Here is a 17,859-nt window from a genome sequence, read left to right on the forward strand (position 1 = left end):
CTAACTACATAATAGTTAGTATGCGGAAATGGCCTACGTATTGAAGGTGAAGGCGAGGTACCGGAACGACAAGACGGGTCGTGAGGTGAGATTGCCTGCACTTGTTACAGAGAGCGGGTTGTTGATTTCCCACCTGAGATACCTGGCGAGCAAGCTGTACAGAGGACAGTCCTGGCGTGACAAAGTGACCCAGGCAGTCAAGCTTTTGATTGAGTACATCAACGCCAACGAGGGGCGGTTCGAACAGAACACGGAGCTCTTTCGAGCGTTTGATGAATGTCTGCGGATGGGTACGGCCAACCCCTCAGACCTGAGCGACCCTTCGGGCCTTTATTGGAGTCCTCGTACAGCTGAGGATGCCGATTACCTCACAGTGTGCCTCACGGGGTACACCGACTGGCTTACCAGGCAGTCGGATCACGAGATCAAGCGTGCGAATCCTTTTCGTCTGGCGACCTCGACAGAGCAGCGGTTGAACTGGGCTGCTTACTATAACAAGCATGACCGAGTCTTCCTGAATCACCTGAATAGTAGGGAAGACGCGAAAGAAAAAAATCGTTTTGTCCGGGAGATTGCAAGGCGTCAGAAACCGTTTTACGAGGAAGAGGTGAAGCGGTTTCCTGACGATAAAATTCTCCCGCTGCTGGACTTCGGATTCATTCGGGCGGATCGGCGCGGAGAGACCAATCCTGATCGGGCTGCAGACTTCAAGTCGCGGGCCATTACGTTATTGATGCACTATGGTGGGGTGAGAAAGAGCGAGGCATTGCATCTCTACCTGACGGACATTGATATAGATAGAAAGCGATCAGAGGCCATTGTTCGCATTTATCATCCTTTTGATGGTGCTACTCCGGATAAAGCGTACAGCACTCGCAGAGAGTATCTCGCCAAAAAGTACTTGCTCGTACCTAGAACGGATTATCTGAAGAGTGAACGACTGCACCTGGGGTGGAAGGATCCGGTGCTGACTAGGGAGAAGTTTTTCAAAGTGGAGTTCTATCCACCGCATAAGGCGACGGAGTTTCTACTCACCTTTAGGAAATACTTGCAGTACCAGCGTGTTGAGCCACAAGGCCAGGATCATCCGTACGCATTTACTAATTCCAAAGGTGAGCCTGAGACGATTAAGAATTTTCAGAGGTTGCATAAAGCAGCTGTAAATCGAATTGGACTGAGGCACGAAAAATATCTGGGTACTACCGAACATGGTCATCGGCATGCTTACGGGTATCGTTTGGCCTCAAATGGATTTGCTCAACATGAAATTCAGAAGTCCATGCATCATCAGTCGCCTGACTCGTGCCTTGTTTACATTCAAATGACCAACAAAGAACTCCGTGAAAAAATGGAACGTACCGTCGAAAACTATGGCCGCTAATAATCTCTATAAGACCCTAAAAGACGCTGCCAATGCTGCTAAAGCATTGGGTATCAATAATATGGTTGAGTATAAGGCTCGATATCGTGAAGACAGAATGCTTCCGTCGAATCTTGGTAAGTATTACGCGCTTGAATGGGAAGGGCCTTCGAGATTTTTTAGTTGGACTATTCAACGGTATGCTTCCTATGCAGAAGCCAAGGAGGCGGTCAAATCGCTTACTGTTTTTACAACTAAGCAGTATAAGAAATTCTACAAAGCAGACCCTCTTCTACCAGGCCGGCCGGAAGATGAGTATGCCGATCTTTGGACGGGATGGGACGACTTCCTGCCACCGAATCCAGACCGCAGATTTTATCCTTCGCTGAAAGAAGCTGGCCAAGCTGCAGTGGCCTTGGGGGTCAACGGTGCTGACGAATACAAGAAACGATACAAAGATGATCCGCGTCTTCCTTCTAACCCTAATAAAACCTATGAAAAAGAGTGGGTCGGGTATGCTGATTTTTTGGATGGCTACGTAGAGCGATACGCCACTTACACCGAAGCCAAGGCAGCGGCTCAACTACTTAATGTGTCGACGATGCCTGAATACAAAAAGCAGTGTGTTCGAGACTCAAAATTACCAACTTCACCTGACAGGTACTATGGAGATCAATGGGGAGGCTGGGATGATTTTCTCCCTGCAGGCTTCAATTCGAAGTTTTATGCAACATTGGCTGAAGCCGCCGAAGCCGTTAGCCGTATGGGGATCACTACCAAGGCCGAATACAACATCCGGTATCGCGAAGATCCACAGCTCGCCTCTAATCCAAACGAAATCTACAAAAAAGATTGGGTTGGATTTCCTGATTTCTTCGATCGATTAGTCGATCGATACCAGACCTATGAGGAAGCAAAGGAGGCCACGAAATCCCTGGGTGCCTATACGATGCAACAGTATCGGCTGCTTTGCAAAATTGATCATAAGCTGCCTGCGTATCCGGAAGAGTTTTATGGAGATAGTTTCAAAGGAGCTCGCGATTTTCTGCCGCCTAGTCCGGACTCCAGATTTTGCACATTCAAAGAGGCCGTCTTTGCCGTTCAGAAACTGGGTATCAAAACGAGCCTTGAGTACAAAAAGCGTTACCGGGAAGACCCCCGGCTTCCTGCCAATCCGAACACCGTCTACAAGGACGAGTGGAATGGCTTCAAGGATTTTTTTGGCCTTCGGGTAGATTATTACGAGACCTATGCCGAAGCCAAGGACGCCGCCAAGGTTCTGGGCGCCTACACGACGCAGCAGTACAAAACACTTCACATCAACGATCCGAGGCTGCCAACGAGTCCGCAAGATGTCTATCGCAGCGAGTGGACGAACTGGCCTGATTTTCTGCCGCCCGATCCTGATAAGCGCAAGGGTAAGTACGCCACCTTGGAGCAGGCGTCTGCAGTCGTAAAAAAACTCGGTATTCGAACGCAGCGTGAGTACATCGAGCGTCACAAGGCTGATGAAAAACTGCCTTTTTCCCCGGCGCAATATTATGCGAGTGAGTGGACAGGGTGGGGAGACTTTACGGGACATGTCTATCGTGAAAAACATGAAAGCTATTACGCAACGTACGCCGCAGCCAAGGAGGCGGCCCAAAAGCTTGGTGCAGTGAGCGGTGGTGATTATCGCAGCAAGGTTGCTCAGGATGAAAAGCTCTCACCATTTCCGGATAAAACCTACGCGAAGGAATGGATTGGCTGGAACGACTACCTCGGCACGATCAGCCATGCGCAAAAGTATCCCACCTATGAAAGGGCGCGCGCGGCAGCTCAGGCGTTGAATTTTGGTTCCAATACAAACTACGGGCGTACCTATAAGGCCCTTGATCCAAGGCTCCCTGGATCGCCAGCCCAGTTCTATAAGGCGGACTGGAAGGGCTGGGGTGATTTTCTAGGCTCGCGCAGAGGGAAAGTCTTCTATTCATACGAAGAGGCGAAGCGGCGTGTTGCTGAGCTTGAGATTTACTCTGCCAAACAGTACACCCAGGATTACCGTAAAGATCCGATGCTTCCCTCTGTGCCTGAAAAAACGTATTCGGATTATTGGGAGGGTTGGGGACGTTTCGTCATTACACGAGAAGTCGTAGCCCTCTACGAGACGTTGGCACAGGCAAAAGAAGCCGTCAGACGCTTGGATATCACTTCATCGATCGAGTACAAAGTCCGACACACCGAAGACCCTCGGCTGCCTTCAAATCCTAACATCAAGTACGCCAACGAGTGGATCGGGTTCCCCGATCTGCTAGGCGACTATGTTCCCAAGTACGCGACGGTTACTGAGGCCAGCACGGCAGCACAACGCCTTGGGTTCAGGACGAAGGAGCAGTATCTGGAGGGATACAAGGAGGATCCGAGGCTTCCGGCGTCTCCGCAGGTGATGTATGCCGATAAATGGGAGGCCTGGGGCTGGGATGCCTATCTTGGAGTGGAGAAGTACAGGGATCTTTATGAGGCTGGAGCAGCTGCCCGAGCCCTGGGTATCACCGGTTCCTCTGAATACCTTCGTCTGAGCAGGGGCGATCCTAGGTTGCCGGCAGATCCGATCGATTACTACCGGTCGCAATGGAAGGGTTGGGTTGATTTTCTATTGCCTGAAACCTGCCTGACATTGGCGGACGTAAAGTTCGTCATCAAGGTCGTGAAGATCAAGAACAGTGTCGAGTACCGTGAAGAGTACGGGAACTACTCCTGCCTCCCTGCGAACCCCGATCGGGTCTTCAATCACGAATTCGTGGATTGGTATGACCTCTGTGATATTGCGCGGCCTTACAGCTATGAAGAATGCAGCCGCATCGTCATTGATAATGGCGTGACAGGGGGGATGGCTTATCGGGCATTTCGTGCTGCGCAGAATGATCCTCGACTGCCTCAAAATCCCGCAAGCACGTATAGGGACAAGTGGGTCAACTGGCATCGGTTTGTTGGCAAGCAGGAGCCTCTGAATACAGGAAACATCCGCGCACCTTACCTTCCGTGGAAGGACGCTATTGATGAGTTCATGAAGAGCTCCCGGGGGGCTGACACCAAGGTCGCGGGCCTTTGCCGGTTTGTACGCTACTACATTCAGAAGAATGCATTGGGCACTTCACCCGAAGCGTTTCTGACATCCCCCAAGATTGATTTGAAGCTTTTTGACGCGTTCACATCGGAGCAATCTGACAACAATGCGCGCTACATCATTGCGGCGGTCAAGGAGTTTTGCGATCACATCCTGCGACGCAAGTTGACGATGGAGGATGAGGATACCAGTGAGCTCGTATTGGTTCCGAATGCCCGCAATCCGTTCGCGGCAGTGCAATATGAAGGCAGCGCGAGTGGTGGCAATCTGGGTGAAAGCAGCAAGCCTGCATTGTCTTATCAGTTTGTGCATGCGATGGGCGAGTGGATGGTTCCTGACTCCGCGCAAACCTATGCCGATCTCGGACACCTGCAGGTTTTTGACGCCGATTGGGTCGAAGTCGATCCATCCATCGTGGATCCGGATGATCCTGATTGTGTGTTCAAGCATGAGCATGGAAAAACCAAGATGTGGAACCCGGTCTCCTGGATGCATACTTTTGCACTGGCTTCGGTGCCGGCGCGAGGCAAGCAACTTGGGTACAACGATTCGGGTGAAGGTGATCGTGAGATTCCCGACGTTGTCGATGGCAAGATCGTTTGGGTGCCCAATACGTCTGCGTTGGCTGGCAAGACCGAGGATCAGGGGTTTATCAAACGCTACCCCGACGACCAGATCGGCATGCACTTCACTTCCAATAAAACCTCCTCTGATGGTCTTGGGTACAACGTTGCCTGGATGCCCGAGAAGCTCGCGATTTGGTTGATCCGCTTGCGTAAATGGCAGGCAAAATACAATCCGATCAGTCGACCTATGCCGTGGCTTGAGTGTGTGCGGACGGATCTGAATGAGAAGCAGAGAAAAGCGAGGGGAGTAAATTGCTTCTTGTTCCGAGATTTCGGGGGAGAAGAGTGCGCCCATTTTGCCCATCGCCTGAAAGATCGCTTGGCTGCTGCATTGTTCTACAGCCAGCCGCCTAGCCTGGCGCTGGCCGAATGCAACGGCAGTATGTCGGCGCTTTCGGGTTACCAATCCAAGTACACACCTCATAGCATGCGGGTGAGCCTGATCACCGCCTATGTAATGGAGTTTGGTCTTCCGCTTGAAGTCGTCATGAAAATTGCGGGCCACAGCGCGATCGTAATGACGATTTATTACGTCAAGCTCAATGCTGAGGGTATGCGTCAAAAGTTTAGTGAGGGCGAGAAGCGAGCGCTTTCGAATCAGGCTTACATGGCCATGCAAATGATTGAGCAGGGTCGGATCGAAGAGGTTCGTAGTCAGCTCATCACCAACAATGAGGAAGCCTTACGGCGGTACATGGGGAACAGTGCGGCGGGTAGCATCTTGTTCCGAGACTATGGTTTTTGTCCGTTCGCTGGGGCGCGTTGCGAGGATGGTGGGCCATTGATTGGCAAGACCCAGGTTCGTCAGCCGGTAGCTGCGGGTTACCTTGGAATGCAAAATTGCCTGCGATGCCGTCATTTCGTATCGGGGCCAGTATTTATCGGAGGGTTGTTGGCTATCGCTAATGAAATTTCCTTGCAAGCCTCCATCCAGTTCGAGCACGTTGCTGAACTTGAATCATCCATTAAAGAGATGCGAAAGCGCATCGATGAGTTGGACGTAGAACAGTTCCATGCCAACAAAGCGCGTCGCAAGTTTGATGCGAGCGAGCGAAATTGGATTGAAATGCAAGTCCGTAAAACGCGTTCTGAGTCGGAAAGCGCTTCGAAAAAAGCAGATCTTTACTTGTGTGACATTCAGGCGGTTGCGCGATTGATCAACCAGAGTCAGGCGCTGCTCAACGAGCAAGCTTCCACTGATTCTGATGCAAACCTTCCGCAGCTCATCGTTCACACGGGGCATGAGCTTCATGTAGCGATGGAGGAAACATCGAGATTTCATCAGTTGCACGAGGTCTGTGAGAACGCGGAAATCTATGAATCAGCCTCGGCTGAGCTTGCGCTGGCTCCTCGTTCACAGTTGATCGACAAGATGATTGCCTTCAATAACATGAAGCCCAAAATGTATGCGTTGGACAAAAAACAGCAGATGGTTATCGGCAACCAAATGACCAATTTCCTATTGGCCCGGGTCAAGTCCTGGGACAAGGTGGACATGCTCATTGAGGGCAAGCTGTTGCTGCAGGATCTTGGCGATCAGGAATACATCGCCAAGTCTGACATCCAGGCCATTTTGGCGGGCCGCCAACCAGCACTTGAATCGAGCACACTATGATGGATCCAAAGGCCACCCTGGAACACCTCAAGACGATCGCTTCACCGCGAACGCATCGAACCCTGGAGGCCATTTACGAGGTGTGCCAGGAACAGGCAGGGCGGGGCATCTCGGACTTCTCTTTTTCGACCATCGCCCGTTTGGGTGAGAAACGTGGAGTGCCTCAAGCTCAGAGTATTCGTAACGCCTCGGGTGTTCATTACCGTGCGTTGATCGAGTCTTTTGCTGCGGGGGCACCCATCAAAAAAAAGAAGAAGAACAACCCTGAGTCAGAGGCGTGGATCGAAGAGCTTCCTTCTCCACGGCATCGAATGCTCGTCAATATTCTCCTTTCGGAACTGGCGGAGGCGCGCCGACTGGTGCGTGAGGTTGTGCCACCAAACCTGGAGATCTACGTCGATGATAGGAGTGCGCCAAAGGGAAGCTTCAAGCTCGATGATTCGGAGCGACGTGCGTTGGAATACATCCTGTCAGATGATTTCATGAGCCTGTGGCATTTCGAGCGGGGAAAGGTGGGCGACATCATTGATGAAAATGGGCAGAAGGTTCTTAAACCCGGAACCATTGATGCGATCGAAAAGGCGTTGAAATACCTCTAGTGGATTTCGCATTTGGCAGTGGCGGTCGTTGGGAGGCCGGAATTACGCCTAGGAGTAGAAGGCTAGGACAAGTTTTACGAGCGCAAGATGAGGAGCGGAGGCGATGGTCTCCGCTTATGTTATCCATCGTCTGGTCGATATTTGAAAGACGGATTCTGTAGTGGTCTAATGAAACCGGACACCCATTTAGGCGAGAATGCTCGCCAGATCGAGGTGTCAGATGACCAAACAACGCCGTTCCTTTTCTGCTGAATTCAAACGCGAGGCTGCCGACCTCGTGCTCAAGCAAAACTACAGCTGCATCGAAGCCAGCCGTTCACTCGGCGTCGGCGAGTCGGCACTACGCCGTTGGGTCGACCAGGTTCAACAAGAGCGCGAAGGCGTTACCCCGCAGAGCAAAGCGCTGACCCCGGAACAGCAGAAAATCCAGGAGTTGGAAGCCCGGATTGCCCGCCTTGAACGGGAAAAATCGATATTAAAAAAGGCTACCGCGCTCTTGATGTCGGAAGATCACGAGCGTACGCGCTGATCAATCAGCTGAGCGTCCATGAGCCGATTGATTGGCTGTGCAAGGTGTTTGAAGTCACCCGATCGTGCTTCTACGCCCAGCGTCTTAGGCGTCGAACGCTTGATGTCGAACGGCTTCGGTTACGCAGCCGGGTGGGCGAGCTGTTCTCGCAAAGTCGCAGTGCTGCGGGCAGCCGTAGCATCTTGTCGCTGATGCTTGAAGACGGTGAACAGCTCGGTCGGTTCAAAGTGCGCAGCCTGATGCGCGAGCTTGATTTAGTCAGTAAACAACCCGGATCACATGCCTATAAACGAGCGACGGTTGAACGGTTGGATATCCCGAACATATTGAATCGGGAGTTCGATGTTCCAGCACCCAACCAAGTGTGGTGCGGTGACATCTCCTACATCTGGGCCCAGGGGAACTGGCATTACCTGGCTGTCGTGCTGGATCTTTGCACGCGCCGGGTGGTGGGCTGGGCGTTGTCGGAAAAGCCGGACGCCGATCTGGTTATCAAGGCGCTGGATATGGCTTACGAGCAACGAGGAAGACCTTAGGGGCTGCTGTTTCACTCGGATCAAGGGTCGCAGTATGCGAGTCGTTTATTTCGCCAGCGGCTGTGGCGTTATCGCATGCGCCAGAGCATGAGTCGCCGGGGAAATTGCTGGGACAATGCGCCAATGGAGCGCGTGTTCCGCAGTTTGAAAACGGAGTGGATACCGACCACGGGTTACCGAACGGCTCAAGAAGCCCAGCGCGATATCAGCCACTTCTTGATGTATCGGTACAACTGGGTTCGACCCCATCAATTCAACGGTGGGCTGGCGCCAGCTCGGGCCGAAGAAAAACTTAACGTCGTGTCCGGGATTAGTTGACCACTACATTCGCGGCTATCCGGTGTGCCCGTTCGCATGAATTGGTTCACCTATCCCTCAATCTCTGAATCCCTTAGGCTGCGCCCGCGATCCCGTGTCAATGGTGTGGTGATGAGGCTGGCCCAGTGAAAGCTAAGAAACGGTATGTAAGGTTGCATGTGGGTCGCTGGCCTGCACTTTTTCCGTACAAAGATGCAAGGGTCTATGGCTTCGACTTTTTGATGCGAGCCGAGGCTGACCGGATATACGCATGTTTGGCATGCGCTTCCGCTTTCGGAGATGAAAAAGTCTGTGTCATCTGGAACGCTGCGAGGGACTTCTTCAGTGAGTCGGTGATGGAGGCAAGGCTGCGAGAAATCCTACTCGCGAATAAATTTGCTCTGAGACAGATGTATGACGATCTTGTCCTCTCTGACGGCGGTGAAGGCTGTCGAGAAGAGTGCCTCGAAGAAGATCACCCCGTGATGAAAATCTTGTCTCGACTGATACGAGAACACGCCAGAGAGTGCTTGGCGGATTTGGATTACCCCCGGGGCGATCGTTCTGGTTTGGGCTGGGCCGATTTGACAGATAAGGTGAGGGAGCTCCTTGCTACTGAAGGGAGTGAAGTCATCTGGGAGTTAACCTTGGCTGAGGACTTGAGGCTGTGATTCAGGCCGTTTTAGAGAAAGGGAGGGGTGGCCATAGTGCGGGCTTTGTTCTCTACCGGGGCGGAGCTATCGCCTTAGCAAAGAAATGACGCCGGCTAGATACCGAACGCCCACACAGAACGATCTCCCGCGAGTCATGCTGTTTCAAATCCCATCGCAACCAAACCGCAATCGACTCCATTACCCAAGCGCTTTGACACAGAGTTATACGCAATGATGGCTCTTTGCGACTGAGCTTGCAGTACTGCTACGATGGCAGCGAGCCATCTTAAGTTAACTGTATTTATATACAGTTGTTTGGTGATCTAATTCGACTCAATCAGGCAGCGGCACACACAGGTTCGCTTCGAATCACCCATGCTCTAGTCTGGGCTCAGGTCGGGGGGGCGGGCTTCGAGGACGATTTGAATGGTAGGGGCAGCAAGTTTTGCGTCGATACGACGAAGCTTTATGAAACCTTCTGGTATCAGGCACTCGTCATGGTTGATCACTATTCTGAGCTTTACCAGGCCTAGTCGACCTGGCCAAAAAAGGAAGCTATTTCTTTTTCCCGCCTATCACTCATGCCGTAATCTATAGATGGAAAATCAAGCTTCGTCTATAAAATCAATAGCTTATATTTTTTATAGTCAGTCCTTGAGTCATATGGCTCAAGGATCGGTGGAGAGTTACAAAATATGTCGCACACAACCTTCTATTAATATTATATTAACTCCATTATGTGGGGCTTCGTGTTCGTGGATGCTGATAGTAGTTGTGCGTGGTCTGGGCGTAGTCATAATATATAATTATTAGAGTTGATATGATGTATGGATACAATAAGAATAGATGCGTTAGGAAATACAATATATCTGCCTGTTGCACTTTTGGATAGTGAGGGCAACGTTGATGAGGAATTTCTTGAGGAACTTTGGAGTAGGGTTCCTAAGCCAGGATCAAAAGTTCGTACTCTGATAAAAGAAATCACCTCGAAAAATATCAAGCCAACAGAGTCTGCTATTCATGCGCTTGCGAATCTAATTAAAAACCCTGTTTATCTAAAGAAATGGGTTTTCAATAGCGGTTCGCGGATAACCTCGCCAATTTGGTTGGTTAGAACTCACGTAGTTTTATCTAATAAAGGTTTGAGTTTTGCTTGTCTTGAGAAAAAGGGTTTTTTTGTTAATACGGAAAAAGACGATAAGGCGTATTTTTTCTGTTTTGACAAAATAGATGTTTTTATTGATGCGCTAGTTGAGTCGTCCTCGAATAGTCGTGAACTTGCATTATATATCTGGGCTATTAATGTTGAAACGATAATAGCCAGAATAAAATTTCCAAATGAGTCCTCGCTAAGCCAATTTGGTCTCAAAATGAGTGTCGCGCTTGAAGAGGCTGGGCTCAATGGAGTTTTGGATGGACTCCGTCCGGCGCCGTGCATTATGCCTGAGGCGGAAGTAAATGAAGTTATTCTGCTTTCTGATAAAGCACCACCTGCATCATTCAATAAAGCGGTGGTAAAACAAGAAACAAAGTCAGATATTGTTAAAGAAAGTGAAAGACGACTTAAAAAAATTGATGAAAGGCTGGTCAAGTACAAGCAGTCGATACAGCAGATAGGTCTAAAAGCCAATGGTTTGCTGCAGGATGATACGCAATTAGTTGTTCTTCAGGGCTTAGTGGATCTCGCGGGTCAAGCGAAAGAAGAACGCCGTGCCTTAGTTGATGAATGCAAGTCTATCGAATTTAATATAAATTCTGCATTCAATACGGTGCTGATGAGGGTTGGGCTTTCATTTTCGGATTCTGTACCTAGTATAAATGTAATGAAGCCTTCGATATGGTTCAAGGCTATAGAAGAAAGACTAGTTGTTCTAGAGTCTGTTGAAAAAGAATTATCTGCATTTGATGATGCGTCTGTGCTTGGTTTGCTCAATAAAGGGCGTGTAGCGTCAGTTGGCGTGAGTCAAAATTTGAGTTCCGCAGTAGAAGGCGTAAAAAATCTCTATAAACAGTATGAAATGCTAAAGTCTGGCTTTTATGCAGAGGAGAAATTTAGGGCGCTAGTTTTAAAAAATCACAATGACCTTGATTGGGATATTTACAAAGAATCTAAGCTGCCGAATCAAACCTGGATTGATTTGGCACAATACTACATGTCTTCTGGCAAGATTAATCCATTGCTCGGTGCTCTTGTGCATCGAAATTACAGTGAGCTAGAGTCAGCTTTTGCTGAGCTTGTCATTAAAAGCATGGGTTTAGAGTCGGAAGTTGATATAGACATTCTGTCAGCCATGAGTTGGTTAACAGTCGGACAGCAAGAATGTTTAGCGCATAATTATTATAATTTGCGTGTAATGGTTAGCTTGGTTCAATTGGATGGTTATTTAAATTGTACGCTAACTAGGCAGGAGAGCTTTGGTTTTTGGAGTGCTTATCCACTAAGTGAGATGTACGTAAACCATTCGAGTGATGCTTTAAACAGCTTCTTTAGCGCGCTCTACAGCTTGGCTTCAAAAACGTCTAATGAGCTGTTAACAAATAAAGCGCTCAGGTTGGGGATTGCGGGAGCCAAAGCCCTTAGCTCTCGGCGTAGTGATTCAATGGTAGATCTGGAACAAACAGTTAGAAGCCTACTTTCTTACAGACGTAAGGGGGGAGGGGTTACGTATGCGCAAATTTGGGAAGCTGCGTATGACAGCCTTTTTAAGCCATTATTAGATAGTCTTGATCGCGCCGGTTTGAGTGCCTATTTCGAAACCTACGAAAAATGGGTTGATGCATTCGATATTGATAAGCACATGGACAGCTGGAAGTCTGAGATACCTGAGCATTTGAAGAAGAACTCGGAGTATGACAAGTTTGCACGTACGCAAGTTATTATTAAGAAGTTTGAATTGGATCATGTGCACGACGTTTATGTTCAGTTGCAAGAAGGTGGAGTTGTTAAAAGTGATTATCTCCAGGGGCTGAAGGAAAGCATCGCCAAAATTTTCAAGTCGAAAGACAAAGAATGTATTTTGGTAAGGAGATGGTTGGATAACAAGTTGGACGATAACAGCGTATACATGAATTTGCATATGCCTCATGATCGATCAGTTTCACCGGATCTTGGTGCGGTAGAAGGTTTGCAGATTAGTGCGCTGCTTCCGAGAGCGTTCGTAAGGAACGGTTTCACTACGGTGACCTATGCGCATATCTACACAGATATGATTGTTGGGTGTTTCGGCCATAATACTGTGGAGCATCTGGTAGAGCTGTACCTGGATAAAGGAATTCGCGAAGGGTTCAGCCAAATATTATCAACAGGAAATGTTTCAATCCCGGCGAAGTTGGAGCGTCGAATTGAGAAGAGTCTTGAAGATATTGCGACGGAATTTGAGGAGGCACTACATGCAATAAAACAAATCTTGCCTATTGATACCGATGGTTTGTTGTTGAAAGAAATCGACCGGGTCGAATCGTTCATTGATAGTAATCAATGGCGGCAAGCAAAGCTTGCGCTGACTAATGCAAAGCAAATCGCAACGGATCTTCAACGGGTAGATTTGGAGGGGGCGTCAAGGAAAAACCTCTTGGCAATATTGGAACAACTGGGTGTTGAGGACGTTGACGAAAGTTGGTCAGTAAATAGACTGAATAAGCATCTCGAATCACATTATAGTAAATATGAAAAAAGAAGGGCGCATATCGTCGTAGTTCAAAAGCTCTCCAGTTTGGAGTCTATTGATTTGAACGCAGAGCTATCGATGTGTGTAAGTCATCTCGATAATTTTAATCGATATCCAGAACAATCTGTTTCTGAGCAGGCTGCTTATTACTGGGAGCAGGCTGTCAATCCTTTATGCTCAGAGTTGGCACGTTCTAATACGCTTTTGCCTTCATATAAAGAGCAGTTGATGTCGTTGGTGAGAGTCTTTCTACTTAGTATTAGGTTGGAAAGCAATCCTGCATCAGAAAGTTCAGTGATTAATAGTGTGCTCATCGACACCGCAGACGATTGGCAAAATCTGCCTGACTTAGGCAGGGTAGCTGTAGACAGGATTCTAGATAGATTTGAAGTTGCTGGTGTGATCAAGCATCTAGAGGACGAAGATTCTCCTTCCCTAGATGGTACCTTTGCCGCCGTCGATACTTTTTCTGCTGTCCAAGAAGGGCGAGCAGAACGCTCGATTTCCATTTTGAAGGCCGCAGCTCAAAATTTGAGTTCAGTAAGAAACGTTTCAGATCTGTCCTCCATTTCAGTTGATGTGATTTCCATAATTGAGGCCAAGGATTGGGTTCGAGTAGAGCAATTTTCATTCAAAAAACTGGCTGCTGGTAACTATGAATCTTTAGACAATCTTTCCAACTGGGCTATCAGCGCTATGCTAAGTGATGGAGTGGAGTTTGATGCTCCTGCACAAGCTGCGGTTTTAGGACTATTGAATGCAAAGTTGGGAGGTCAGGTAGTCAGATACTTACATCATGATAGGTCGGGAAAGGCCTTGGTGCTCGCGTTGTCAGTTAAATTTTTAGAGCTTATTACCGGCGGGAAGATAAGCGCGGAAAATACTGGTTTGTTGGATGCCTCAAGGTTTATAGATAGCATTCAGTTGTTATTTGATAATGTTGAAGGGTTTCTGGGGTACAGAAACTGCTTCAATTTGGCCTTTGGCAGTGATAATTTTGATCCGCTTGCAACCAAAGTATTGTGGGAGAAGTTTTCAGGAGGGGCAAAGCAAGCAGAAGCAAGAGCACTATTTATGGGCTTAGCTTGGAAGCTACGCTCTCCGGATGTATTGGCTTTTTGCCTAACACTTTCACCTATAGACATCGATAAGCGGAAAAGCTTTGCGCTCGCTCAAGTGGCAGAGCAAGCCATTGCTGGTGGTAGTAGTGAACTTCTTCAGGGATTTATAGACCTCAGAAAATCTGTGAGTGCGCGTCCTTTCCAAATCTTTGTTGACATGATGTTAGGAAATGCTATCGAGCAAGGCGAGCAACCAGCTCGCTTGACCATCGTTGGCGACTTGGAGCGCCACACTGATAAGATCTTCAGAACGGTGCTAAAAATCTCCCCTCGCCGTGTCGACAGTCCAGATAGTTTGTTGATAAAGCTGCCCACTAATGCACCCATCCGTTTTTTGGATAATGCAGTCTCCTATGAGTTGAAAGGTCCTTTCTTTACAGATACTTCTATCCTGCTATCGTTTTTGCTGGTAAATGAGTTGGCAACATCATTTAAAGTTTTTACAGAATGTGAAGCCACCTCGTTAACTGGCAACACATTTAGCTACGGTCAAGAGTTGAGCTTTTCCCTCAAGGGCAATTATTCATTTTCTCCGCTAACGCCAGATGAAATAGATGACGCATATGACAATTTCCCTGATGTTCACATGCGTGGAGATGAGTATGTCCCTCGGATTGCCGATGAACAGAAAATAGAAAAGGCATTGTTTAAGAGCAAAATCGTTAGAAGTCTCTGGATTTCGAGTCCACGCCGCTCAGGTAAAACGTCGATGCTATTTAGAATTTTGGATGGCTATTCTCATAAAGCCGACAGAGATAACTTGGTGGTTTATTTGACTTTGGACGAATACTATTCCAGTAGCATGGAGTTTAATCGCTGGATCTGGAAGCGGCTGCGTACTATTTCTTCAAATCGGGAGTTGAGGGAGTTGTATGAGGACTTTGACGCTATTGGTCGTGATTTGCCGTACGATACCGATAGTGGGACATTTATTGGTGAGCTTTCTGATAGATTGCTTAAACAAAACGATAATGCCACGCGAATTATCTTTTTGATTGATGAAGTCGATCGATTCGCAACAATGTATTTTCAGGGCGGGAAGAATAAGCAGACTGCAATTGATATCCTGTGGCAAGTCAGGCATACAATTACAGATCGGCGAGATATCGGAATTGTTTTTGCGGGCTCTTCTGCGGCAAAGCAGTTGTTCATCGCCAATGCGGAGTCTCCATTTTATAATAGCATTGACCATCTTGAACTTACGCCGTTTTCCGCTAAAACCAAATCTTCGGAAGAGCTGGCTCGAAAGATCGTAGAACCTCAGAAAGTACGCATGATCTATGATTTGCCTAAGGAGTCGCTTGAACATCTAATTTGGCTGTGTGCGGGAATCCCTTACTACATGAAGTTGGTCGCTGGAGCGACACTTTCCAAGGCCAAGCACTCGCATATATTGGTATCTGACGTAAACGAAGGTTTGCGTGCGTTGCTCGCACGTGAAACCGGGATATCAAAATTAGACGATATGGGCGGTGAGCCAGGTTCCGACGAAATACGGACGACTATCTCGACGGAACAAAGCGGTGATGGTGTTTTAGCTAAGGCAGTGCTTTACGCATTTGCAGAGCTCCATAGCTCGCTTTCTGGTCATCGAACCTACAGGGGGAAAATTAGCTCGGTTGAAAGTAAGCTTGTCTCCCATTACAACCTTTCAAAAGTGGAAATTGAACGTGGTCTTGATGTCTGTATCGGCCTTGGTCTTATAAGGATTGTTGAAACAGATTCTGTTCCTGAACTGGATTTTTCTATTCCGATTTTGGGGGAGTCCATCAGAAAGTCTTCGGGGCGTTTGTGGGCAAATATCGACCATGAACTCATAAGCTTGAGTGGGGCTGGGAATTAACATGCTACCTAAATCACAGGATGATCTAGCAAAAACTATTGTAGAGTCGTGGAAGCGCTCTAGAAGTAATTATATTGTTATTTCACCACCTATGAGTGGTGAGCGAAATGTAATATTGAAGATTACGACTCAGGAATTTGTCTACTCGGTCGTCGGGGAGCTAGCAGAGCGATTAGCCATTGCCAAGCTCGATACGGCCGATTTTACAAGTGAGTATAAATTCGCATGCGCCGTAGCAAAGAAATGGAAAGTTGAAGAACATCTAGTTGGTGAAACGGATGCTTCAACAATTCTTGAGTTGGCCTGTCAGGCAGTAGTAGCTCGTTCCAGAGTCCCGGTTATCATTATCCAGCGATTTCATGAGGCGCTGGATAAGCTTGGTGAAGATATTGGCACGACGCTGCGAAACCTTGAGCATTCTCATCGACTGAAGACCGTCGTCACAATGCCTGTATCACTACAAACCCTACGTGAGCGTTGGGGGGCGATGAAGAAAGACGAAGCACCTTTTCTGGCATCTGATTGGGGCCAAGGCCATACTCACAAGCTTTTGAAAGGTTACTCAATCAACGAAATTGAATCCTTGGGGGCGGAGTTTGGATTAGACAACTCTCAGTGCACAACTCTACATACCGCGACGGCAGGAACAGCAGAGCTGATTGAGGCATTGATTGAAGAAGTAGGCACTAAGCGACGCGCCGGTCTCGACAGCTTTTTGCAATCTAGATCCGTAGACTTGTGTCAGCGCATGGTTCGGTGGTTAGATGCAAAAGCGGTTTCTCATGTCTACAAGAAAAACATAGTCAATTTGATGTGTTCTGGCCTGTATGGGGATTCGGTTGGGCAAGTACGTTTTCATGATTGGAACTCGATAATCTTAAATAAAAACGGCGGCTTGAATTTTTACATGCTTGCGTGGGCAGCTAAGGACGAGCTTCAGCGTATATCCGGCCATACATGGCTTGCTGATCTAATTAATTTGTTGTCTGGTCGTGACTTTTCCAGTGCGTTAGAAATTGTCGAGATATCAGGTAACACTGATCGAGATAATTTTGGTTACTGGAAAAGTGTTGGCGATAGTATTCGTCTTTGTCAGTTGTTTACTGATATTTATTCAAGTGATGTGGATTGGGCTGAAGCCCTTGTCGCTCTTGATAGTTTCAAAGAGAGAGTTACAGAGATTCCAGCTGGAGACGTTTGGTTAAAAGAACTTGAGAATTGGCGCCCTGTAACGAAGCTCCTCGCGTCCTTCCTCCTTGCAAGGAAGGCGGACGCGGTTCTTAGATTTGAGAGGTATGTTTGCTGTGATCGTCAACCTACTAAAAATTTGATCGCACCTTTGCTACAACTTCTAGGACTCCGGCTGCATTTGGCAGACAGCTATAGTCCGTTTCAGTCGTTGCAGTCAATTTTGACGATCCCAGAAACATTGCTTCAGATTTACGCCTATACTTATTTTGGTATTGAATTTTGGGATTACAAAGGATTACCTGAAGGTATTTCTCGGTCAATGAATGATGTGGCTGGTAAACCTTATGAGCTTAGGAGTGGGGTTCTCGGTTATTCTGATCTGGCACATTTAATACTTTTATACTCACTAGAAGCTCATGATTCATTGTCACTGGTTTCAGACGATATCGAGCTCAAGCGTTTGTTGGAGTTTTATGAAATTAGAAAGGATCTTGCTCATAGTACAACATTCATTGACGAAGAAACCTACTTCTACTATAGAGATTTTTGTAATGGTTTGATTTTAAGATTTGTTGAGGGTAGAAAGTTAGAGTTTTCCGCTCTCGATATAGAAAGATTGTTTGCTCTTCCCACTGAAATGCTCAAATATTCGCCGCGACTAACTGATGTTTGAGTGCTGCTTAAGTAGTAGGGCTGGGCTTGTGTGTTGATTTAA

At 47.8% G+C, this 17,859-nt stretch carries 6 protein-coding genes and 1 pseudogene; all 7 read left to right on the top strand.

All coding sequences use genetic code 11. From position 1 onward, the window contains the following. The first annotated feature begins 28 nt into the window (after positions 1-28). Positions 29-1,381 (top strand): gamma-mobile-trio recombinase GmtY, encoded by a 1,353-nt coding sequence (gmtY, locus tag AC1MEW_RS12540; protein WP_480426463.1) that lies wholly within the window; start codon positions 29-31, stop codon positions 1,379-1,381. Further along, positions 1,341-6,707: a gamma-mobile-trio integrase GmtZ gene (gene gmtZ / locus AC1MEW_RS12545; protein ID WP_480426464.1), complete on the top strand. Its 5,367-nt coding sequence runs from the start codon at positions 1,341-1,343 to the stop codon at positions 6,705-6,707. The genes gmtY and gmtZ overlap by 41 nt, the downstream gene beginning before the upstream one ends. Then, positions 6,704-7,306 carry a gamma-mobile-trio protein GmtX gene (gene gmtX / locus AC1MEW_RS12550; RefSeq protein WP_480426466.1) on the top strand — a complete coding sequence of 201 codons (603 nt, stop codon included), beginning with the start codon at positions 6,704-6,706 and terminating at the stop codon, positions 7,304-7,306. Before gmtZ ends, gmtX begins: the two co-directional genes overlap by 4 nt. Before the next feature lie 220 nt (positions 7,307-7,526). Beyond that, positions 7,527-8,689: pseudogene (locus AC1MEW_RS12555) on the top strand (IS3 family transposase). A gap of 125 nt (positions 8,690-8,814) precedes the next feature. Then, the gene (locus AC1MEW_RS12560; RefSeq protein ID WP_480426468.1) at positions 8,815-9,339 is read left to right on the top strand and encodes a hypothetical protein; all 525 of its coding nucleotides are present in this window, start codon (positions 8,815-8,817) and stop codon (positions 9,337-9,339) included. 809 nt (positions 9,340-10,148) lie between these two features. Continuing rightward, positions 10,149-15,953 carry an ATP-binding protein gene (locus AC1MEW_RS12565; protein WP_480426469.1) on the top strand — a complete coding sequence of 1,935 codons (5,805 nt, stop codon included), beginning with the start codon at positions 10,149-10,151 and terminating at the stop codon, positions 15,951-15,953. Position 15,954: 1 nt separating this feature from the next. Then, a complete protein-coding gene (locus AC1MEW_RS12570) occupies positions 15,955-17,817 on the top strand; it encodes a hypothetical protein (RefSeq protein ID WP_480426471.1) in 1,863 nt (620 codons plus the stop codon). The last annotated feature ends 42 nt before the right edge of the window (positions 17,818-17,859 follow it).

Source organism: Pseudomonas sp. ASL4, assembly GCF_056680395.1.

Excerpts from the sequence above, each read along its gene's own strand:
- AC1MEW_RS12565 (WP_480426469.1), top strand. The coding sequence starts at position 10,149 with ATGGATACAATAAGAATAGATGCGTTAGGAAATACAATATATCTGCCT.
- gmtY (WP_480426463.1), top strand. The coding sequence starts at position 29 with ATGGCCTACGTATTGAAGGTGAAGGCGAGGTACCGGAACGACAAGACG.
- AC1MEW_RS12570 (WP_480426471.1), top strand. The coding sequence starts at position 15,955 with ATGCTACCTAAATCACAGGATGATCTAGCAAAAACTATTGTAGAGTCG.
- gmtX (WP_480426466.1), top strand. The coding sequence starts at position 6,704 with ATGATGGATCCAAAGGCCACCCTGGAACACCTCAAGACGATCGCTTCA.